This window comes from Mycobacterium ostraviense (assembly GCF_002705925.1).
GTDB lineage: Bacteria > Actinomycetota > Actinomycetes > Mycobacteriales > Mycobacteriaceae > Mycobacterium > Mycobacterium ostraviense.
Genome location: NZ_NKRE01000001.1, coordinates 2476639 through 2498358, shown reverse-complemented (window position 1 = coordinate 2498358; position 21720 = coordinate 2476639). Strand labels below are relative to the sequence as shown.

The 21720-nt window shown below is 66.5% G+C and carries 19 protein-coding genes and 3 pseudogenes; 17 read left to right on the top strand and 5 right to left on the bottom strand.

All coding sequences use genetic code 11. The features are described from left to right. Positions 1 to 59 precede the first annotated feature (59 nt). The 3 genes and pseudogenes from dcd to CDN38_RS33540 form a co-directional block, all read left to right on the top strand. Positions 60 to 632 (top strand): dCTP deaminase, encoded by a 573-nt coding sequence (dcd, locus tag CDN38_RS11420; protein WP_075513577.1) that lies wholly within the window; start codon positions 60 to 62, stop codon positions 630 to 632. A gap of 109 nt (positions 633 to 741) precedes the next feature. Beyond that, positions 742 to 1103, top strand: a pseudogene (locus tag CDN38_RS33545) (DUF7159 family protein); the annotation flags it as partial. Between the two features lie 103 nt (positions 1104 to 1206). Then, positions 1207 to 1347: pseudogene (locus tag CDN38_RS33540) on the top strand (DUF7159 family protein); the annotation flags it as partial. Between the two features lie 737 nt (positions 1348 to 2084). Here the strand turns inward: CDN38_RS33540 and CDN38_RS32170 are convergent. Then, entirely contained in the window at positions 2085 to 2261 is a 177-nt protein-coding gene (locus CDN38_RS32170; protein ID WP_306316088.1) for a hypothetical protein, read from the bottom strand. Positions 2262 to 2481: 220 nt separating this feature from the next. Here CDN38_RS32170 and CDN38_RS11410 point away from each other — a divergent pair, with 220 nt between their 5' ends. The 3 genes from CDN38_RS11410 (at position 2482) to CDN38_RS11400 (ending at position 6189) form a co-directional block, all read left to right on the top strand. Next, positions 2482 to 3960, top strand: a complete 1479-nt coding sequence (locus CDN38_RS11410; RefSeq protein WP_075513574.1) for a DUF7159 family protein — start codon at positions 2482 to 2484, stop codon at positions 3958 to 3960. A gap of 76 nt (positions 3961 to 4036) precedes the next feature. After that, positions 4037 to 5386 (top strand): UDP-glucose dehydrogenase family protein, encoded by a 1350-nt coding sequence (locus tag CDN38_RS11405; protein ID WP_075513573.1) that lies wholly within the window; start codon positions 4037 to 4039, stop codon positions 5384 to 5386. Between the two features lie 125 nt (positions 5387 to 5511). Then, entirely contained in the window at positions 5512 to 6189 is a 678-nt protein-coding gene (locus tag CDN38_RS11400) for an Rv0324 family HTH-type transcriptional regulator (protein WP_075513572.1), read from the top strand. Positions 6190 to 6212: 23 nt separating this feature from the next. Here CDN38_RS11400 and mddA read toward each other — a convergent pair whose 3' ends face one another. Further along, positions 6213 to 6992, bottom strand: a complete 780-nt coding sequence (gene mddA, locus CDN38_RS11395) for a methanethiol S-methyltransferase (RefSeq protein WP_075513571.1) — start codon at positions 6990 to 6992, stop codon at positions 6213 to 6215. 234 nt (positions 6993 to 7226) lie between these two features. On the opposite strand from mddA, the gene CDN38_RS11390 reads away from it, so the two are divergent. Beyond that, positions 7227 to 7895, top strand: coding sequence for a class I SAM-dependent methyltransferase (locus CDN38_RS11390; protein ID WP_075513570.1), 669 nt, complete (start codon positions 7227 to 7229; stop codon positions 7893 to 7895). Between the two features lie 9 nt (positions 7896 to 7904). Here CDN38_RS11390 and CDN38_RS11385 read toward each other — a convergent pair whose 3' ends face one another. Beyond that, a complete protein-coding gene (locus CDN38_RS11385; RefSeq protein ID WP_099318961.1) occupies positions 7905 to 9272 on the bottom strand; it encodes a cytochrome P450 in 1368 nt (455 codons plus the stop codon). 64 nt (positions 9273 to 9336) lie between these two features. Between CDN38_RS11385 and CDN38_RS11380 the strand changes: the two genes are divergently transcribed. The 10 genes and pseudogenes from CDN38_RS11380 to CDN38_RS11335 form a co-directional block, all read left to right on the top strand. Continuing rightward, positions 9337 to 9936, top strand: a complete 600-nt coding sequence (locus CDN38_RS11380) for a TetR/AcrR family transcriptional regulator (RefSeq protein WP_075513568.1) — start codon at positions 9337 to 9339, stop codon at positions 9934 to 9936. Between the two features lie 66 nt (positions 9937 to 10002). Beyond that, complete coding sequence (locus tag CDN38_RS11375; RefSeq protein WP_099318960.1) at positions 10003 to 10203, top strand: hypothetical protein; 201 nt, start codon at positions 10003 to 10005, stop codon at positions 10201 to 10203. 241 nt (positions 10204 to 10444) lie between these two features. Continuing rightward, positions 10445 to 11626 (top strand): NAD(P)/FAD-dependent oxidoreductase, encoded by a 1182-nt coding sequence (locus tag CDN38_RS11370; RefSeq protein ID WP_075509358.1) that lies wholly within the window; start codon positions 10445 to 10447, stop codon positions 11624 to 11626. Continuing rightward, on the top strand, positions 11623 to 12426 hold the full coding sequence (locus tag CDN38_RS11365; RefSeq protein WP_075509357.1) for a nucleoside phosphorylase: 804 nt from the start codon (positions 11623 to 11625) through the stop codon (positions 12424 to 12426). Before CDN38_RS11370 ends, CDN38_RS11365 begins: the two co-directional genes overlap by 4 nt. Positions 12427 to 12566: 140 nt before the next feature. After that, positions 12567 to 12857 (top strand): DUF4190 domain-containing protein, encoded by a 291-nt coding sequence (locus CDN38_RS11360; RefSeq protein WP_142361273.1) that lies wholly within the window; start codon positions 12567 to 12569, stop codon positions 12855 to 12857. An 87-nt stretch (positions 12858 to 12944) separates the two neighbouring features. Beyond that, positions 12945 to 13700: a maleylpyruvate isomerase family mycothiol-dependent enzyme gene (locus CDN38_RS11355; protein ID WP_075509359.1), complete on the top strand. Its 756-nt coding sequence runs from the start codon at positions 12945 to 12947 to the stop codon at positions 13698 to 13700. A 517-nt stretch (positions 13701 to 14217) separates the two neighbouring features. Then, complete coding sequence (gene ltrA / locus CDN38_RS11350) at positions 14218 to 15246, top strand: group II intron reverse transcriptase/maturase (RefSeq protein ID WP_244307465.1); 1029 nt, start codon at positions 14218 to 14220, stop codon at positions 15244 to 15246. A gap of 89 nt (positions 15247 to 15335) precedes the next feature. Next, entirely contained in the window at positions 15336 to 15710 is a 375-nt protein-coding gene (locus CDN38_RS11345) for a nuclear transport factor 2 family protein (protein ID WP_075512301.1), read from the top strand. A 10-nt stretch (positions 15711 to 15720) separates the two neighbouring features. Beyond that, positions 15721 to 16587: a glucose-1-phosphate thymidylyltransferase RfbA gene (gene rfbA / locus CDN38_RS11340; protein ID WP_075512302.1), complete on the top strand. Its 867-nt coding sequence runs from the start codon at positions 15721 to 15723 to the stop codon at positions 16585 to 16587. 717 nt (positions 16588 to 17304) lie between these two features. Next, positions 17305 to 17895: pseudogene (locus CDN38_RS11335) on the top strand (molybdopterin-dependent oxidoreductase); the annotation flags it as partial. A gap of 289 nt (positions 17896 to 18184) precedes the next feature. Here the strand turns inward: CDN38_RS11335 and CDN38_RS11325 are convergent. Both CDN38_RS11325 and CDN38_RS11320 read right to left on the bottom strand, forming a co-directional pair. Beyond that, positions 18185 to 19561: a PE family protein gene (locus tag CDN38_RS11325; RefSeq protein ID WP_099318959.1), complete on the bottom strand. Its 1377-nt coding sequence runs from the start codon at positions 19559 to 19561 to the stop codon at positions 18185 to 18187. A gap of 388 nt (positions 19562 to 19949) precedes the next feature. Further along, on the bottom strand, positions 19950 to 21617 hold the full coding sequence (locus CDN38_RS11320) for a PE family protein (RefSeq protein WP_075512326.1): 1668 nt from the start codon (positions 21615 to 21617) through the stop codon (positions 19950 to 19952). Positions 21618 to 21720 lie beyond the last annotated feature (103 nt).

The following is a 21720-nucleotide window of genomic DNA, read 5'->3' as shown; positions in this document are numbered from 1 at the left end:
TCGCGCGCCGCTGAGCCGACACGAGCCGCTGCGCAGCCACCAGCAGCTACGCTCGTCGGGTGCTGCTCTCTGACCGTGACCTCAGAGCCGAAATCTCCGCCGGGCGACTGGGCATCGACCCATTCGACGACAGCCTGGTGCAGCCGTCCAGCGTCGACGTCCGACTTGACTGCCTGTTTCGGGTCTTCAACAACACTCGCTACACCCACATCGACCCCGCCAAGCAACAGGACGAGCTGACCAGCCTGGTGGAGCCGGCCAAAGGAGATCCGTTCGTCCTACACCCGGGCGAGTTTGTGCTGGCCTCGACGTTGGAGTTGTTCACGCTGCCCGACGATCTCGCCGGACGCCTGGAAGGCAAGTCGTCGCTGGGTCGGCTGGGATTACTCACCCACTCCACCGCCGGTTTCATCGATCCCGGCTTCAGTGGCCACATCACGCTGGAGTTGTCCAACGTCGCCAACCTGCCGATTGCGTTATGGCCAGGAATGAAAATCGGCCAGTTGTGCATTCTGCGATTGACCAGCCCGTCTGAGCACCCGTACGGGAGCAGCGGTGTCGGGTCCAAATATCAAGGTCAGCGTGGCCCGACGCCGTCGCGGTCCTACGTGAACTTCATACGTTCTACATAGCTTCGAGCCGGCTCGGCATTGTTTGTTGGACTAACATCTTTTTGGCGTGTTCTCCACAGCCGGTCGCAAAACCTTGGGAGGGGTTTTGGACGTTGTACTCGGCATTTCGATGGCCCCGGCCGCGGTTCGGATGGCGTTGGTCGAAGGCCAAGACGGTAACGGCCTGATCGTCGAGGAAGACACCTTCCCCGTCGGCCAGGACTCCTCCACTATCAGCGCACCCGACAGGTGATCGCCGCGATTCTGGGCACCCGGGAGGGCGCGGTCGAGGCCGGCTTGCGACTTTACTCCGTCGGCGTGACGTGCCCCGACGACACTTCGGCTGCGGCACTGCGCGATGCGCTGGCCGCCCACAAGCTCGAAAACGTCATGCTGGTTTCGGCGTTTCTGGCTGCGGCCGCGCTGGGGCAGGCGATCGGCGGCGCCGTCGGCTACGAGCGGACCGCGGTGTTGTTCGTCGAACCGGACGCAGCGACGTTGGCGGTGGTGGACACCGCCAACGGGTCGGTCAGCGAGGTGTGCCGGGCAGCTGCTTTCCCAGGACGACGACACGGCGGCGGCCGAGGTGGTCGACATGGTCGCCGGCGTCGAGTCGATGCCGTCCCGTCCCGACGGTGTGTACGTGGTGGGCACTGGCGTCGACGTTGCTCTGATCAAGCCCGCGCTCGACGCGGCGACGTCGCTGACGGTGAGTGTGCCGGAGGAAGACGAGATGGCGTTGGCTCGGGGTGCGGCGCTGGCGTCGGGCAACGCGCCGTTGTTCGCTTCCTCCACCGTGGCTCTGGCGTATGCGCAGGATTTGCCCGGTCCCGACCTTCTTGGTGACGAGTTCGTCGCCGGCTCCGTGCCCGGCGACGACTCCGCCGGCCGCCGGTCGGCCCTATTGATCGGTAGCGCAGTCGCGGTGATTCCATCGCCGCGGTGGTGGCGCTCGAAGTTGCCCTGGCGATCAATATCCGCCCGACCGTCGCCTTGCTGCCCAAGCCCAGCGAAAACCATCTCGTCACTCCCACGGAGCCTGCTCCAGCGCCCACGCAGGTCGCCGCGGCTCCGCAGCCGAAGATCGACCTGCCGCGGCCAGCTGAGGCACCCCGCGCCGCCGGCCCGCAACCACCTGCACCATTGCCCGCTGCCTCGGTCCCGGAGGCTCCGGCTCTACCGGCTCTACCGGCTCCGGTGCTACCGGCTCCGGAGGTTCCGATTCGGCAGGCTGCGCCGGCGCGTGACCCGGCCGTCGTCGTGCCGCCGCTGTTGCCGATCCTGGTGCCCCCGGTCCTTGCGACTGGTCCCGAGACGCTGCTGCGCCCGCCGGTGCCCCAGGCCCCGGTGCAAGTGCCGCGGCCCCAACCGCAGGTGCCTGCACCTCGCGTCGAGGTTCCGGCGTCACCACCGCGAATCGCGAGTCCAGTTCCGCGCAAGCCGGTCCGACAACCTCCTCCGGTCCTGGCGCCGTCACCGAATCCGGGGCATACCCCCGGTGGTGGCGGCGGTGCTCCCGGTCGAGGCGGGCTGTTCGGCGGCGGTCCAGGCAAGGGCCCGCTCGGCGGTAAGGGTCCCTTCGGGGGCGGTGGCCACGGCGGTGGTGGCCCGTTCGGGGGCGGTGGCCACGGCGGCTACGGCGGCGGGCACGGACCCAGGTAGCAAACTTCGAACTAGCGAGCGCGGGTTTACTGGCACGACGGGGAAGCGAATTGTGGCCGTCGTAGCAAATCAACTCAGAGAGTTGATTGTGAAAGGCGAGTACGATTGCCATACGGGTTGGGGAACCCGAGGCAGGCTCGCAATCACGTATCCGCGACGACGCAAAAGACTATATGGGGGAGCTTTGGACACCGTACTTGGTGTGTCGATGGCGCCAACCGAAGTCCGGATGGTGCTGGTTGAAGGCGAGAACGGCGACGGCGCACTAGTTGACCAGGACCAGTTCGACGTCTCCGGTGACGGGGATGCGGCGACTGTCAGCGCGGCCCAGCAGGTGGTCTCGGCGATCCTGGGCACCCGCGAAGGTGCGTCCGAGGGTGGCTACAAGCTGGCCTCGACCGGTGTGACCTGGCGGGATCCGGCCCAGGCCGCTGCGCTGCGGGAGGCGTTGGCCAACCAAAAGATCGAGAAGGTCGTGCTGGTCTCGGCATTCTTGGCCGCGGCCGCCCTGGCCCAAGCGGTCGGCAACGAGACCAACTATGCCCACACCGCGCTGCTGTTCATCGAGCCCGAGACCGCGACTCTCGCGGTGGTCGACAGCGCGGATGGCTCGATCGCCGACATCCAGCGACAGCTGCTGTCCGACGACGACGACACCGCGGTGGCCCAGTTAACCGAGATGGTCGCCAGCGCCGAAAATCTGGAGACACATCCGGACGCCATATTCGTCGTCGGCTCGGGCATCGACATCCCGATGATCAAGCCGGCGCTGGAGACTGCGACCGCGCTTCCGGTGACCGCGGCCGAGGAGCCCGATACTGCGCTGGCCCGTGGCGCGGCGCTGGCCTCGGCTAACACCCCCCTCTTCGTGTCGTCGACGGCCGCGCTGGCCTATGCACAGGATCCCGGTACTGGCGCCCTGGACCCGTATCGGCTCGATGCCGCCTACTTCAACGACGTCTCCGACAGCGTGCAAACCGGCGAGGGGCCGTTGGCTTACAGCGCCGTCCCGGACGGCGTCGGCCCCGACAACGTCGGCCCGGACAGTGCGGTCCCCGATGATCAGCCCGAGCGCAAGCCGTTCCCGCTGCTCGCGAGCATCGTGACGTCGATCTTCGTCATCGGCGTTGCGGCCCTTGCGCTTTCGCTGGCCGTCAGCATCCGGTCGTCAACGGATGTAAAGCCCGACCCCGGCCACAACGTCGTGACACCGTCGGCGCCGGCACCGGCGGCTAACGCTCCTGCGCCGACACTACAAGCACCGGCCCCCGCACCTGCTCCGCAGGCCCCCGCACCTGCTCCGCAGGCCCCCGCACCTGCTCCGCAGGCTCCGGCGCCGGCCCCACAGGAACCCGCGCCGGCTCCCCAGGCTCCCGCGCCGGCTCCCCAGGCTCCCGCGCCGGCTCCGCAAGCTCCCGCACCGGCTCCGGCTCCCCGGGCTCCGGCTCCCGTTCCGGTTCCAGAGGCTCCCGCCCCCGCGCCGGCGCCGGTACCGGCCGCTCCCGCCCCGCCACCGGTGCCTATTCCGGTGCCCATCCAGATACCGGTTCCCATTTTTGGTCCGCCCGGCGGCGGCTTCCCGGGCGGTGGCGGCCACGGTGATGACCGCGGCGGCGGGCACGGTGGCGGACACGGTGGCGGTCACGGTCGCGGCGGGTTCAACATCCCGTTTGTTCCCGGCTTCTGATTTCGCCGGGTAGCCGTCATCTATCGTTCAGCGCCACGATGTGGTCTGCTCATCGCGGGCACCTACACACGGTGGTGTGAGATGCACCGTCTTCGGCACCGGTTACCTGGGTGCCAGCCACGCCGCGGGAATGGCGGAACTGGGACACCAGGTCGTCGGGGTCGATATCGATCCGGGCAAGGTCGCCAAGCTGGCCGGTGGCGATATTCCGTTCTACGAGCCCGGTTTGCGAAAGCTGTTGAGGGACAACCTGGCTGCTGGTCGGCTGCAGTTCACCACCGACTACGATTTAGCCGCCGAGTTCGCCGACGTTCATTTCCTCGGCGTCGGCACCCCGCAGAAGAGAGGCGAATACGGTGCGGACCTGCGTCATGTCCACGAGGTCATCGACGCGCTGGTACCGCGTCTGAGCAGGGCGTCGGTCCTGATCGGCAAGTCGACGATCCCGGTCGGGACGGCGGCCGAACTGGGGCGCAGGGCCGCTGCGCTGGCTCCCCGGGACGTGACCGTCGAAATCGCATGGAATCCGGAATTCCTGCGCGAGGGCTTCGCGGTCCATGACACATTGCAGCCGGACCGCATTGTGCTTGGCGTACAGGATGGTTCGACGCGTGCCGAGGCAGCGGTTCGTGAGCTGTATGGCCCGCTGCTGCAGGCCGGCGTGCCGTTTCTGGTGACCGACCTGCAGACCGCCGAGCTGGTCAAGGTATCCGCGAACGCCTTTCTGGCGACCAAGATCTCGTTCATCAACGCGATTTCGGAAGTGTGCGAAGCCGCCGGCGCCGACGTCAGCCTGTTGGCCGACGCGCTCGGGTACGACTCGCGCATCGGACGCCAATGCCTCAGCGCCGGTTTGGGTTTCGGTGGCGGATGTCTGCCCAAGGATATCCGCGCGTTCATGGCCCGCGCCGGCGAACTCGGTGCCAACCAGGCGCTGACCTTCCTGCGCGAAGTGGACAGCATCAACATGCGTCGGCGCACTCGCATGGTGGAGCTGACCACAATGGCGTGCGGTGGTTCGCTGTTGGGTGCCAACATCGCCGTACTCGGCGCGGCGTTCAAGCCCGAATCCGACGACGTGCGCGACTCGCCGGCACTCAACGTCGCGGGCCAGCTGCAACTCAACGGCGCCGCGGTCAACGTGTACGACCCCAAGGCCCTCGACAATGCGCATCGGTTGTTTCCGACCCTGAACTACGCGGTTTCGGTTGCGGAAGCATGCGAGCGGGCGGACGCCGTGCTGGTGCTCACCGAATGGCGTGAGTTCGTCGACCTCGACCCCGACGACCTGGCCGACCGGGTGCGGGCCCGCGTCATCGTCGACGGCCGCAACTGCCTCGACGTCGGCCGCTGGGAGCGCTCGGGCTGGCGGGTGTTCCGCCTGGGTGCCCGGCTGCCGATGGGGGACACTCAGAACGGCGCCTGAGCCAGTTCGCCGAATCCTCGCGGTGACCGCCGTTAGGCGGTGCGTGCGGATCAACCGTCGCGCGTATTATGCAGTTCCAATGAACGATGGAATATCAGTATTCCACTGAGTCTTGGAGAAGCTGAATGGCCGGACAGTCGAATCGCAAGGCGGCGCTGCTGGAGCAGATCGCTCGGGTAGGCAAGGCGCTGGGAAACGGCCGGCGATTGCAGATCCTCGACCTACTCGCCCAGGGTGAACGCACGGTCGAGGCGATCGCGACTGCGACGGGGATGAACCTGACTACGGCATCCGCTAATCTGCAGGCGCTCAAGAGCGGCGGGCTGGTCGAGGCCCGCCGCGACGGGACCCGCCAGTACTACCGGCTCGCCGGGGACGACGTGGCGCGGCTGTTCGCGTTGGTGCAAGTCGTTGCCGATGAGCATCTGGCTGACGTGGCAGTCGCGGCCGCGGCAGTGTTGGGCTCACCCGAGGATGCGATCACCCGCGAGGAGCTGCTGCGCCGGCAGAAGTCCGGCGAGGTAACGCTTGTCGACGTGCGACCGCACGAGGAATACCAGGCCGGCCATATCCCGGGCGCCATCAATATCCCGGTAGCCGAACTGGCCGATCGGCTCGCCGAACTTCCGGCCGACTGCGACATCGTCGCCTACTGCCGTGGCGCCTATTGCGTCATGGCCCCCGACGCAGTCCGTATTGCTCGCACCGCGGGCCGCGGGGCGATGCGGCTCGACGACGGAATGCTCGAATGGCGATTGGCCGGCCTGCCGGTGGATGAAGGCGCGGCAGTTCGAAGCCCGTAGCGCTGCCTCGGCATTCGTGCGGATTAGCGGGTTGCCGTCCCCGCTGGACCGGTGTGCAGCGTACGGCGTTGCTTGCGCGGGACAAGCCCGGGAATGAGCATCGGCACCCGGTTGCGGTATCGCCGGTAGTCATCGCCCAGCGACCGGCTCAGGTCATGCTCTTCGAGAGGCAGGGCGATCAGGATGTAACCCGTCGTCATCACCGCGAACAGCAGATGGCCGGAAGTCATCGTGGACGTTGCCCAGAATGCCAGGATGAACCCCAGCATGATCGGGTGCCGCACCAGCCGGTAGAGCATCGTGGTGCGGAATTCGAGGTGGGTGTAGGTCCGTTCCCGCGCGGCCAGATAGACCTGCCGCAGGCCGAACAGGTCGAAATGGTTGATCATGAAGGTCGACGTGAACACGATGGCCCAGCCCAGCCAAAACACAGCCTGCACAAGCAGTTTCGCCGGCGGCCAACTAACGGCCCAGATGACGGCGGGCATCGTTCGCCATTGCCAGAACAGCAGGAGCAATAGCAGGCTCGACAACAGCACGTAGGTGCTGCGCTCCACCGTCGCCGGCACGACTCGGGTCCACCGTGACTTGAACCACGGGCGCGCCATCACGCTGTGTTGCACCGCGAATAGCCCTAGCAGAACGACATTGACCGTAACCGCTTCGGCCGTGGACGCTTTGATGCCGTTGTCGATGGTGCGCGGCACGAGCAGATTGCCGACGAAACCGATCGCGTAAAGGAATGCCGCTACGAAGATCAGGTAGCAGATTGCTCCGTACCCGACTACCAGTACCCGTCTCATATTTGCCCTCCTGGTTTCGTGGTGCTGCGACGGTGTTGCGCTTTCCAGGGCACGCAGATGCCGACCCGCCGTGAAACCAGGCGCGCCTCCCGTGCGGGCGGTGGGTGAAGTGACGTTTGACCTGGTGGGCAGTGGTCACCAGATCACTATAATCCAATAATCTATAATTCAATAGAGTAGTGACAAAGCTCGGACCGGATCGGCCCTACCGGCTTCCACAGAAAGGACCTCGATATGTTCTTCGCCGGGCAGCCGGAGCTGGCCGTGGAGCAGCGCGAACACTGGCAGGCCACCTACCGGGCGCACCCGGCGATGTATGGGTCCGGCCCGTCCCTGCCGGCCAGGTACGCACTCGAGGTCTTCCAGACGGCCGGGGCCAACCGGGTGCTGGAATTGGCGGCCGGCCAGGGCCGGGACAGCCTTCATTTCGCCCGCGCGGGTTTGCAGGTGCTGGCCACCGATTTCAGCGACATTGCGGTTGCCCAGCTGCGCCGAACCGCGCGCACCCAAGGCCTGGGTGGTCGGGTGCGGGCACTCGTGCACGACCTGCGCGAGCCACTGCCCGTGGAGACCGGGTCCGTTGATGCCGTCTTCGCCCACATGGCGTTGTGTATGGCGCTGTCCACCAAGGAAATTCATGCGATCGTCGACGAGGTTCGCCGGGTGCTGAAGCCGGGCGGGAAGTTCGTCTACACCGTTCGGCACACCGGTGATGGGCATTACGGCATGGGACAGTGTCATGGCGACGACATCTTCGAGTGCGGCGGGTTCGCCGTGCACTTCTTCTCCCGCGAGCTGGTTGCGAGCCTGGCTGCCGACTGGATACTCGACGGCGTGCACGCCTTCGAAGAAGGTGAATTGCCCCGGCGGCTGTGGCGTGTCACCGTCGCCAAGCCAAAGTAGTGCCGGTCTTCAGACCAGTGCGCCGTCACGTTGCGGGGTAAGCCGCAGGCGTGCCCCATGTTTGGGGACGGTGGTGATGTTACGGACCAGCGGACTCTCGCCTTGGTTCGGTCCCGACGCGGTGATGGTGAACTGGCGGAAAATCTCTTGCAGGATAGCGGCGCCTTCGGTCAGCGCGAATCCGGAGCCCAGGCAGCGGCGCACACCCCCGTCGAAGGGGAGCCAGGTGTTGGGCGCCACGCCGCCGTCGAGGAATCGGCTGGGACGGAACTCGGTGGGGTCGGGGTGTGATTCCGCGTTGGCATGAGCCAGCAGGATCGACGTGTTGACTACCGTGCCCGCGGGCAGCCGCCATCCGCCGATCTGGGTGGGTATGGTGAGTTTGCGTGCCGTAGAGGCGATTACGGTGTGCCGGCGCATCCCCTCTTTGAACACCGCCGTCAAGAACCCGTCATCACCGCCGGCGGCGGCCGCCACGACCTGACTTTGGATATCGGGGTTGCAGGCAAGTTCCCAGAGTGTCCAGGACAAGGCCGCGGCGGTCGTCTCATGCCCGGCCAGCAGCAGTGTGATCAGCTGATCGCGAAGCTCCGCATCGGACAGCGGCGTGGTGGCCGTGTCGTTGGTCTGCAGCAGCCGAGACAACACGTCGGTGCGGATGGGGAGATCGGAAGCGCCTCGGCGGGAGGCGATTTCGCGGTAGAGGAGCTCGTCGATCCGGTGCTGGTTGGACAAGAAACGCTTCCACGGGTTGACGTGCTTGAGCGACGGATAGCGAAGCACGGCCAGGATCAGTGGATGGATGTCGACGATGTCCGGTAGCCGAGTGGTCAACTCGGCCTTGACTTCTGGGTCGGTGACGCCGAATACGACCCGCAGGATGACGTCGAGGGTGAGTGCGTTCATGCAGTCGAGGCTGTTGATGTGAGCACCGGCAGGCCATCGCTCGATGTGTTCGCGCGCAACGGAGGTGATCATGTCGCGGTATCCGCGCAGCGCGGCCCGACTGAACGCCGGCATCAGCAACGAACGCAGCCGCGCGTGCTCGGCTTCGTCGGTGGTCAGCACCGAGTGCTCGCCCATGACAAAGCCGAGAATCTGGTTGCCTTCGCCAGCGTGCAGCGTCCTGGGGTCGGCCGAGAATACTTCCTTGATGTGTTCGGGACGGGTGTAGACCACCAGATGGTCGGCATACGGTGCCACCCGCAGCGAGAAGACGTCGCCGTACTTGCGGTGCATCGCCGGCAGGAACCATTCCCGAAACTTCAGGTACAGCACGCTTTGGACGAGGCTGGGCAGCCGCGGTCCTGGTGGCAGGCCCGCGGTCACGGTGTCACCGTTGAACACTCCAATAAACCGGCCAACCCTGCTCGCCATCACGCTCCCGCGTCATAAACAAATGTTTGATGTAAACAAATGCTTATCACGGTAAGCTGCGGCTGTGCAACAGCCGCGCAGCAACCGCGACAAACTCCTCGACGGCGCCCTCGCCTGTATACGGGAACGCGGTTACGGAAACACCAGCTCGCGCGACATCGCCCGGGCCGCGGGGGTGAACGTCGCGTCGATCAACTACCACTTCGGCGGCAAAGAGGCTCTGCTCGACGACGCGCTCAGCAGGTGCTTTTCGACGTGGAACGTGCGGGTCCGGGAGGCGTTCGATCAGTCCGCGGCGACCGGTCCTTCCGGACAGATCCGCGCTGTCCTGGAGGCCACCGTCGATTCGTTTGAGCAGATCCGTCCCGCCGTGTATGCATGTGTCGAGTCGTACGCGCCGGCGCTGCGCTCGGAGGTGCTACGAGAACGACTTGCCGCCGGATATGCCGAGGTACGGCAACATTCAGTGGATCTGGCTCGCACCGCGCTCGCCGGCTCCGACGCCGAACCACCCGAGAACCTGCCCGCCATCGTCTCGGTATTGATGGCCGTCATCGACGGCCTGATGGTCCAGTGGATTGCCGACCCGTCGGCCACGCCGCGATCGGCCGACGTTCTGCGAGCACTCACCGACATCGGCACCGTCACGTCCCAGTCGTCGTGAATCGCAGGATCGAGGCTAACCATCAATACCGTTTACTTAAGATGACACGCTTGTTATTCTAATCGCGTGCCACGCGCTGGGTGGGTCAAGCCGGAGAGCGACCAGCGTTTGTCCGATCACATTGAAATCCTCGACGAACTGCTCCCCGAGCGCCGCCCACGGGCCAATCCGCGGGTCGTCAAACGCAAGATGTCGAGCTACCAGCTCAAACACGCCTACCACCGCAATGCGCCGACGATCCACCGTCGACCGATCGTCTGCTCTTAAGTAAACGGTATCGAGGCTAACCAAACTCTGTCGCCGAGGACCTCTCCCGGAATCACGCAACCCACCGGTTGAACGCATTGCTGATTGACCGGGCCGACTGACTGACGGTACGGCCCTTGCGCGAACCTTTCCGCTAGTATCTACTACTCCATAGATGTTTGGAATAGTGCTGGAAGAGGCCGCACGTTCTGCTCGTCGGTCAGCGGATGGGCAACGTGTTCACGGGAAGGGAGTCAACATCATGAGTAAGACGATTGTCATCCTCGGGGCCGGTGTTGGCGGTCTCACCACCGCCGACACCCTTCGCCAGCTGCTGCCACCCGAAGATCGGATCATTCTGGTGGACAAGAGCTTTGACGGGGCCCTCGGCCTTTCGCTGCTCTGGGTGCTACGGGGCTGGCGTCTCCCCGACGAAGTCCGCGTCCGCGTGACCCCGACGTCACTACCCGGCGTCGAGCTGGTGGCAGCAACCGTGAGCCACATCGACGTCGGGACCAATGCGGTGCACACCAGCAACGGTGTCCTCGGCTACGACGCGTTGGTGATCGCCTTGGGTGCCACGCTTGACGAGGCGGCGGTGCCCGGATTGGCGGAAGCACTTCGGGCCGGCGTCGCGGGCCAGTTCTACACGCTTGACGGGGCGACGGAACTGCACGCGAAGGTCGACGCGCTGGACCGCGGCCGGATCGTGGTGCTGGTTGCGGGGGTGCCGTTCAAGTGCCCGGCCGCGCCGTTCGAGGCGGCGTTCCTCATGGCTGCCCAACTCGGCGACCGCTTCGCCAACGGCACCGTACACATCGACACTTTCACACCCGATCCGCTGCCGATGCCCGTCGCAGGACCCGAGGTCGGCCAGGCTCTGGTGGCGATGCTCGAGGATCGCGGCATCGGTTTCCACGCCCGCAAGGCCGTCACCGCGGTCGACTCGGCGGAACGGATGTTGCATTTCGGTGATGGCACGACCGAGCCGTTCGACCTGCTTGCGGTGGTTCCGCCGCATGCGCCGTCGGCGGCGGCGCGATCAGCCGGGCTCAGCGAATCGGGGTGGATACCCGTGGACCCGCAGACGCTGTCCACTAGGGTCGACGGCGTGTGGGCTATCGGTGACGCGACTGTGGTTACTTTGCCGAATGGCAAGCCGCTGCCCAAGGCGGCAGTGTTCGCCCAATCCCAGGCTGGAGTCGTGGCGCACGGCGTCGCTCGCCATCTCGGCTACGACGTGCCGGAGCGGCTGTTCACCGGCGAGGGCGCCTGCTACGTCGAGACCGGTGATCACCTGGCCGCCAAGGGCGCAGGCAACTTCCTGTGCGCACCGGCACCTTCGGTGACCTTGTACCCGCCCTCGGCGGCGTTCCACGAAGAGAAAGTTGCCCAAGAAAGGGCCTGGCTGGACCGCTGGAATACGCTAACGTCGGCACGGTGACCGACGGCCAAGAGGGTTACCCGCTGGTTGCACCAAAGGACTTCGACGCGCCTTCGGTGTTTCGCCCCGCAAATCTGCTGCGCGAGGCTCGGCGTCAAAAGTCGTTGCCGGACAATCCTGTTCCGGCGGTGTGTGTTCTGGATCCCGACGGGGACGTCGTACGGCACCTGGCCCGGGCCGGGAGCGGATATCGCCACCTGGGTTGGGCCTGCTACCACACCGAGATGTGGGTCGTCGAGGTCGACGGGCTCGAAATCGGGGTTGTCGGAATGGCTGTCGGCGCGCCGTTTGCGGTGTTAGTCGCCGAGCAGCTGTCCGTATCCGGCGCATCATTGCTCGTGAGCATCACGTCCGCGGGACGTATCAGCGGCAGCGAGACACCGCCCTATTTCGTGCTCATCGAGCGGGCGCTTCGCGACGAAGGAACCAGCGCGCATTACGTTGCGCCCGGTGAATGGAGCTGCCTGGCCGCGGGGCTCAAAGACAAACTCCGAAATGCCTTCGACCAGAACGGTATCCATGTGGTGGCAGGAAGTTCCTGGACGACCGATGCTCCCTACCGGGAAACGGCACTGGCCATCAAGGAAGCCGAGCGGCGCGGAATCGCATGCGTCGAGATGGAGGCCGCAGCGCTGTACGCCTACGCCGCTGCGGCCGGCCGGAACGTCGTCTGCCTGGCGCACATCACCAACACCATGGCCGTTGACGGCGACGACTTCGAAAAAGGCAGCGACAACGGAGTCAACGTTTCGCTCGCGGTGGCCTACGCCGTCGCGACGGCGATCCTTGGCTCGCCGTAGTTTTCGTTCGGCGTTGCGGCTGCTTGAACAACAGCGTCGCTTCCAAGAATTCGTCAAGCATCCGGGTAGCGCTGGCCACGAGGATTTTTCGTGTCAACCAAGCGGCCGCGTCGCGGCCAGCAACCAGATAGGTGCCGAACATGACCAACGGCCGCCAGGCGACTGCGTTTCCACCGGCTGACTTTGTGAGCTCGTTGGCGATTAGCGGCTTTGCGATCGCGGCGTTGGTGACGAGTGTGCTGGGCCCGCTATATGTGAGCATTCCCCTGGGAATCGTCGCGCTCTACCAGATCGCCCACCGCCGCCAGCAGGGTCGTGAACTTGCGATAGCCGCGCTGGTGATCTCCGCATGGTGGCTGTCCTCCCTTGTCGCGATTGCCGTCGCAATACTCCTCGTGTGGCTCACGCGTCCCGTTCGCCACTCGCGCTGAGTTCGCGCCTCGACCTACGCGGGGTAACGGCGCCATGACCGAACTCCGCGCCGCGGATAACTTCGGGCCGCGAGTAGCGTGACCGCCGTGGATTACACGTCGGCATATCTTGACCAGACCCGCCAATTTGGTGACCTCATCCGCAACGCCGACCAATCGACGCCGGTGCCGAGTTGTCCGGGCTGGGACCTCGGACAGCTGTTCCGCCACGTCGGGCGCGGGGACCGCTGGGCGGCGCAGATCGTGCGCGATCGACTGGACAGCTTCGTGGACCCGCGCAGTGTCGAAGAGGGAAAGCCGCCACCGGATGTGGACGACGCCATCACCTGGCTGCGCGGTGGAGCACAGCGTCTGGTCGATGCCGTCGCGCGAACCGGCGCGGAAACGCCGGTGTGGACATTTCTCGGTCCAAGGCCGGCGGGCTGGTGGATCCGGCGCCGGCTGCACGAGGTGGCGGTGCATCGCGCCGATGCCGCAATCGCCATCGGGAGCGGATTCACGCTGGAACCGGACATCGCAGCCGACGGAATCAGTGAATTTCTGCAGCGAATCGCGATCCAGGCCGGGGGCGACGATGCTGCGCTACCGCTTCAGGCCGGCGACACCTTACATCTGCACGCCACCGATCGGGGGCTGGGTACCGCGGGGGAATGGACGGTCGGCGTCGACGCGGGCCGGATTACTTGGTCGCACGAGCACGGCAAGGGAACGGTGGCGCTTCGCGGCAGTGCAGCCGAGCTGCTGCTGGCGATGGTGCGCCGAGTTCCGGTCGCCGACACCGGTATCGAGGTGTTCGGTGATGATGCCGTGTGGCGGAAATGGCTGGATGGCACGCCTCTTTAGACTGGCAGACCATGGTGCGTCCTAGAAGCTGGATCAGGCTTGCGGGTGGAAGTCCCGTCCCGGTAGGCACCGGAGCGCCGGGTAGCAGGCCCCGGTTCGTCGTCGAGAGGCGGCGGGCTAAGCGGGGTGTCAAGAGCCTCTTTGGAGGGAGCAAGTGCGCGGGCCGTAGTGCCGTTAGGTGCGAGTCCTGCAGCCTCGTCACAGTCACAACGGAGGAGCCGAGCCGCTCATGTCACGGCGAAGGCCTATGTCTGTCGAGCCCTGGTCCGGGGTTAGCTCGGCGGGTCCTTCCGGGGTATGGGGAGCGGCACGTGCACACAGTCTGGTTCGGAAGGGGAGAGACCCGTCTGCCTGACCTGCGTCGGGCAAAGACCAAGGGCATAAGCCGATGGTGAAGTCCCTTGGAGGGCAACGGGAGTCCGAGGGGGTCGTAGTACCGCTGATCGGTGTGAGAGACACATCGGGAGGGAAGGGCCCCTGCTTTGATCACGCGTGCGAAGTGGGTAAGTGCGAGGGCATGACCGGGTCCGCCTGGTTCAATTCCCCCGGCGGGCCACAGCCCGCCGTAGCCGAAGATGAGCCGTTGAGCCCATCGCCGGTGAAAGTACGACAACTGCAACGTGCGCTATGGGCTGCGGCCAAGCAGTCTTCGGGTCGGCGTTTCCATGCTCTGTATGACCGTGTCTACAGGGGTGACGTCCTGTGGGAGGCGTGGGAACGGGTGCGTAAGAACAAGGGTGCGGCTGGGGTGGATCGAATCACCCTGGTTGCGGTGGAGGACTACGGCGTGGACCGCATGTTGCGTGAGTTGCGCCATGACCTTCGCACGGGTCGTTACCGTCCGGCGCCGGCGCGTCGGGTGGAGATCCCTAAACCACAAGGCGGTGTGCGGCCGTTGGGGATTCCCACGGTGCGAGACCGGGTGGTCGAGGCGGCGGCCAAGATCGTGCTGGAACCGATTTTCGAGGCGGATTTTCTGTCGTGCTCGTATGGGTTTCGGCCGAAGCGGTCGGCGACGATGGCAAAGGAACGGTTGCGGACCGGGTTCATCGCGGGCCAGGTGTTTGTGGTCGAGTTCGATATCGCCAATTTCTTCGACGAGATCGACCACGACCGACTGCTGGTGGAAGTCAGCAGGCGGGTCTCGGATCGGCGGATGCTCAAACTGCTGCGATTGTGGCTGCAGGCGGGAGTGATGGTCGAGGGGGTGACCCAGCGGACGGTCGCGGGCACCCCGCAGGGCGGGGTGATCTCGCCGCTGTTGGCCAACATCTATCTATATGTGCTCGACACCGAACTAACCCGCAGAAATGTGAGTGAGTTGGTGCGCTATGCCGATGATGGTGTGGTGTTGTGCCGCAATGCGGTACAGGCCGAGCATGCCCTGACGGTAGTGGGAGAAGTCCTGGCGTCGTTGGGGTTGCGGCTGCATCCGGACAAAACGAAAGTGGTCGACCTGCGGGAGGGACGTGAGGGCCTGGATTTTCTAGGCTGTCATTTCCGCGCCCGCATGTCAGGACGAACGAGGCCAAACAACACGAAATGACCAAAACGGATCCACCTTTACGGGGGTCCTCAACACAGATAAGGGGGAAGGGGAAACGGGCTCACCGAGCACCGCGCCCCCGACTACCAATGACCACTTCGGAGATCGCCACGGTGTTGGCTTGGCACGACGCGTTGACTGCCGGTGATGTGGAGACGTTGGTGTCGTTGTCCAGTGACGATATCGACATCGGTGATGCGCATGGGGCGGTGCAGGGTCATGAGGCGCTACGCAGATGGGCCGGCTCGGTCATGGTGGCGGCGGAGCTTGGGCAGATGTATGTGCACGACGGCGTCGTGGTCGTCGAACAGGAGATCACCGGCCGTGACGATCCCGGGGCCGTCACGACCGCCGCGTCGGCATTCCGTGTGGTACGAGACCATGTCACCGCGGTCTTTCGTCATGACGACTTGGCGTCGGCGCTAGCGGCCACCGAACTCACCGACGACGACTTGGTGGACTGAGGAGCCGCTGATGCGCGGAATCATCTTGGCCGGTGGTTCGGGGACCCGGTTGTATCCGATCACCATGGGGATCAGCAAGCAGCTGTTGCCGGTCTATGACAAGCCGATGATCTACTATCCATTGACCACCCTGATGATGGCCGGTATCCGCGATATTCAGGTGATCACGACGGCCCATGATGCGCCGGGGTTTCATCGTCTGCTGGGCGACGGCAGGCACTTTGGGGTCAATATCAGCTACGCGACCCAGGGTCGGCCCGAGGGACTGGCGCAGGCCTTTGTGATCGGTGCTGATCACATCGGTAATGATTCGGTGGGTTTGGTATTGGGAGACAACATCTTTTATGGTCCCGGCCTGGGGACTAGTCTGAGCCGATTCCAATCCGTCAGTGGTGGGGCGATTTTCGCTTATTGGGTGGCTAACCCGTCGGCGTACGGAGTGGTCGAGTTCGGTGCCGATGGCATCGCGCTGTCGTTGGAGGAAAAACCGGCCACCCCGAAGTCGCATTATGCGGTGCCGGGGCTGTACTTCTACGACAACGACGTGATCGAGATCGCCAGGGGGTTGAAGAAATCGGCGCGTGGGGAGTATGAGATCACCGAGGTCAACCAGATCTATCTCGACCAGGGCCGGTTGGCGGTGGAGGTGCTGGCCCGGGGCACGGCGTGGCTGGACACCGGGACGTTCGACTCGCTGCTGGATGCCGCCGATTTCGTCCGGACGCTGGAACGTCGGCAGGGACTCAAGGTCAGCATTCCCGAGGAAGTGGCGTGGCGGCTGGGCTGGATCGACGACGAGCAACTGGCACGGCATGCCCGCAGCCTGACCAAGTCCGGATACGGCAGCTACTTGCTGGATCTGTTGGAACGCAACTGATTTCGGTCAACCCCGGACTTGCCGGCAAGAGGCGGCGCCAATTCGTCCGCCCCACTCGGAAAATTTTAGTGGGAGCAGGAATGCTGCTGGTCAACGGTGTCCGCTTGCGCGGCCTTGGATACCTGTCGGGTCTGCTCAAACCTCTTGTGATGGTAGTTGTTCGGGGGATGTCTCCCATGATCACCGCGTCGGCTGCCATGCCGCCGCATCGAGTGTGCAGTGAGCGCTTTGACCGTGTATGTAGGGCGCGAACCGCCGCGATCGGCCGCCCTGACGGCGCACTCGGCGCCGTCAGGGCACACTCGGCGCCGTCAGCCGCCGGGGCGCAGCCCACGACCGCTTGCAGCGACAAGCCCAGGGGTGGCGCAACGGATTTGTCGCGCGTAGCCGGGCGCAACGGATACCCGGACCATCCAGCTGGCTCATGTGACTGACGTGATCAGTCGCCGGCGCGCAACGGCGGCCGGCGCGGCCGCACCTGCAACCCCGGGCCGATCGTGCGGACAACGCCGCAGCGCACTTCGGTGAATTTTCAATAGCCCAGCCTCGCAAGGTAATTCGAAACTCGCCGGCGGACTCGAGCCGCTCGGCGTGATCCCGGGCTAGTGGCGTACACCGGCGAACTCGGCACGTCGACGCACGGTTTCCCAATCATGCTTACCATGGCGTACAGTTTGCACAGTACACATTGTAGAAGATAGATTTGGGCGCGATCCGATGACCGACCGAGACCCCCATGACCTCGATGTCCGAAACCTTTCTGACGAAGGTCGCAGCGCGGCCGGACACGTCGATTCGCCGGGAACGATTACCGCTGCGCCCGGCGACGAAGAGCCGGACTTCGGTTATCGCACTGAGCTGCGTCTCGCTGAGAACAGCGTCAACCCGGAGACCTGGGCCGGCGGGATAGAAGACCAGCGGGCGATCGCTCCGCGGCTGCGCGTCGGTCGTGACAGGTGGCTGAACCTGCTGTGGCTGATTCCCATCGGGTTCGCCCTGTTGGTCTTGGCGGTGGCGGTGGGCAAGGGGCTGCACAACATGCCGGCCGTGCAGGCATTCATCCAGCGATATCCCGGCACCCATGTCCCGTCCGGTGTTGGCCCGGGCATTCCCGCCTGGGTGGGCTGGACCCATTTCTTCAACCTGTTTCTGATGATGTTCATCATCCGCTCCGGGATTCAGATCCTGTGCGACCATCCACGGCTCTATTTCAGTCGTAATGCCACGCCGGGTAAGGACGAGTGGCTCCGGGTGGCAAAGCCGGTGCCGGATGACCCGCTGTGGACGGCCCGCGGTGGACGCGCTGCGCCGGCACATCTACTTAGACCAACACAACTCCAAGGAGGAGCAGGTCGTCTATCCGCACGCTGACGTCGACCTGCCGCCTCGAACGACCGCGGAATTGGCCCGGCTCATTGAATCCGGCCACACCCCCGATGGGTGGGTTCGCCAACACGCCAGTGGATGAGGTTTGGCCGAACCTGCCGCGGTCAGCAATTGCCCGACATGGGACGAGCCCGTCGTAAGCTATTCCGCCAGGTCGATTGCGCCATCGGACCGGCTCGGCCTCGTCACAAACCCGGGCCGTCTCGGGGGCCTACGGCAGCCCGTTCAACCCGTCCGCGCCTATTAGCAGCCCGCCGGTACCGCCGGCGCCGGGGCTGCCCGGGGTTGGGCCGCCTCCGGCGTTTCCGCCGTTTCCGCCGTCGCCGATCAGCGCGGCCGAGCCGCCCCGGCCGCCGGGCCCGCCCAGCACCCCGCCGGTGCCGCCGGCCCCGCCGTCACCACCGTTGCCGAACAGCCCGGAGTTGCCGCCCCTTTCACCGGTCCCGCCGATGTTGGCCCCGTAGCCGCCGGTCCCGCCGGTGCCGCCGTTGAAGAAGCCCGAACCGCCCACCCCGCCGAACCCGCCGTTCCAGGTGGTGCTGGCGCCGCCTGTTCCGCCGGGCCCGCCGTCACCGAAGAATCCGAACCCGCCTACTCCGCCGCCCCCACCGATACTGGTGCCGCCGCTAGCCGAACCGCCGTTGCCGCCGGCACCGCCCGTGTTGAACAGCCCCGTGCCGCCGTTCCCGCCGAACCCGCCCTCACCCGTGGTGGTGGCTCCGCCGGTACCGCCGGCCCCGCCGGCGCCGAACAGCCCGCCGCCGCCCCCGTCGCCGCCGCGCCCGCCGTGCACGACGCCGAACCCGCCGGTGCCGCCGGTGCCGCCCGGACCCCCGAACAGCCCGCCGGCACCGGCGGCACCGCCGGCCCCGCCGCTGGCGGCCGAGGAGGCCCCGCCGACGCCGCCGGTGCCACCGAGGCCCCATAACAGCGCTCGCCCGCCGGGCCCGCCGGGTCCGCCGTCGGAGACCGTTGATGGCCCGCCGGCGCCACCGGCGCCACCGGTACCCCATAGTCCGCCGATCCCGCCGGCCCCGCCGCCCGCGCCAACCCCGGTTGATGAGGCTCCGCCGGCACCACCGGTTCCGCCGTTGCCGAACAGGATGCCACCGGCCCCGCCGTTGCCGCCGGCTTGGTTGGGGCCGCCGGATCCGCCGGCCCCGCCGTTACCGAACAGGATCCCGCCGTCTCCGCCGTTTGCCCCGGTTCCCGGGGTGCCGTTGGCGCCGTTGCCGATCAGCGGGCGACCCAACACCGCCTGGGTGGGTGCGTTCAGCAGGTCCAGGAGCGACTGCAGCGGCGACGCGCTGGCGGCCTCGACGCTGGCATACGCGCCCGCGCCCGCGGTCAATGCCTGCACGAACTGGGTGTGAAAGGCCTCCGCCTGGGCGCTCAGCGCCTGATAGACCTGGGCGTGCGCCCCGAACAACGCCGCGATGGCCGCCGACACCTCGTCGGCACCGGCCGCCAGTATCGCTGTGGTCGGGGCTGCCGCGACGGCGCTGGCCTCGCTGAGTGCCGAACCGATATTCGTCAGGTCTGTTGCCGCCGCCACCACGATCTCCGGTGCCACCACCATATGCGACATCGCGATCCTCCTACCCGGTCATCCCCAGTGCCTGGCGAAGACAACAGCGTCGCGCGCAGTCGGGTGTGCCTGTTAGGGCATTTCGACCTCTGTTTGTGCGGCAGTAGGCCCGGCTTTCGCCACCGTTTCGCAGCCCGGCCCGGCCGCGCACAACACCACCGCCACTACGAGAGGCGGTTACTGCCGGAAGGTTGCCGAGCGGTTCCATGGTGGCCGCGAGATGGCGGGCCCGCCCCGCAGACGCCATGAGCCCACATGATGCCCAGAGCAATTGCCGGCCAACGTGATTCAGTGCCATTGGTGGGGCAGAATCTGGCTGCGCCCATAGCGGGCCGTGGCGAAATACCCTCAGCCGCGGCCAGCGCCCGCAGCCGGCCGGACTATCGGGCTAGAGCCCGGGTTGCCCGGGCTGGCCGAACAGCAGCCCGCCGGAGCCGGGATTACCGGGCGTGCCGGACAACAGTGTCGCGGCGTTGCCGCCGTTGCCGCCGTTGCCGATCAGCTGCGCATTGCCGCCGTTACCGCCGGTGCCGATGCCGACGCCGTTCGGTCCGGGGACCCCGACGTTGCCACCGCTGCCGCCGTTGCCGATCAGCGCGGCTTGACCGCCGTTGCCGCCGTTACCGCCCTCGCCGCCGCCGCCGAAGCTTTCGAAGCCGGCCCCGCCGGCGCCGCCGGCCCCGCCGTTGCCGAACAGCCTCCCACCGGTCCCGCCGGCGCCGCCGTTGCCGCCCGTGGCGGTGCCACCGGCGAGGGTGTCGGCGAAGGCGGCACCACCGATGCCGCCGACACCGCCGATGCCGAATAGCGTGCCGCCGGTTCCGCCGTTGCCGCCGGCGCCGCCCGTAGCGGTGGCACCCGTTGTATTGACGTAGCCAAGGCCGCCGGCGCCGCCGGCTCCGCCGATGCCGAACAGGCCGGCGTCGCCGCCGTTGCCACCCTGACCTCCGCTGATGAACAACGGCGAGTTGGTAAGGCTGCCTGCTCCGCCGGCTCCGCCGTCACCGCCGGCACCAAAGATCAGGCCGCCGCGACCGCCGTCGCCACCGGTACCGCCGAATCCGCCCGCGGCAGATCCCACCCCGCCGACGCCACCGGTACCGCCCGAGCCGAACAACCCGGCGTGGCCACCCGTACCGCCGGACCCGCCGATGCTCTCCGCGGAGCTTCCACCGGCCCCGCCGGTACCACCGGTGCCGCCGAACAACCCGGCGTTACCGCCGTTGCCCCCGGACCCACCGGCTGCGGCGCCACCCAGCCCGCCGGCGCCGCCACCACCGCCGTTGCCGAGGAGCCAGCCGCCGGCTCCGCCCTGGCCGCCGTTCCCGCCGCCGAACTGCAACCCTGCGCTGCCCACACCGCCGGCGCCGCCGACGCCGCCGTTGCCGATCAGTCCGGCGCTGCCGCCGTTGCCGCCAATTCCCCCGTTGGCGGTGCCGAATCCGCCCGCGCCCCCGGCGCCGCCGGTGCCGTACAGCAGCCCGCCGGTTCCGCCGCTTCCGCCGTTCCCGCCGTTGTTGATCGAGCCGCTGCCACCGGCGCCACCCAGGCCGCCGTTGCCGAACAGTCCGGCGGCCCCGCCGTTGCCGCCCTGTCCGCCGGACACTCCGGATCGGCCGGATCCGCCGTTACCGCCGTCACCGATCAACCAGCCGCCGGCCCCGCCGCTTTGCCCGGTTCCCGGCGCCCCGTTGGCGCCGTTACCGATCAGTGGGCGCCCGGTCAGCACCTGGCTGATTCCGTTCAGCGGGTCTAGAAGGATACTTTGGGCCGCGTTGGTTGCTTCCGCGGCCGCGTACGAGCCCGCATTGACGTTCAGTGCCTGCACGAACTGGTTATGAAACGCCGCCGCTTGCGCGCTGAGTGCCTGGTACGCCTGGCCGTGCGCGCTAAACAGCGTCGCAATGGCCGCCGACACCTCGTCGGCACCGGCGGCGAGCACCGCTGTGGTCGGGGCCGCTGCGGCCGCGCCGGCCTCACTGAGCACCGACCCGATCCCCGCAACATCCGAGGCCGCCGCCCCCACCGCCTCCGTCGACACAATCAGAAACGACACGTAACCCTCCCGCTGGCCGTGGCCGATAGCGGCCACCATCGACTGACTAACCCAGCAGCGTATGCCAGCCGGCCACGCCTCGGTCGGCTTTCGTAAATATCGA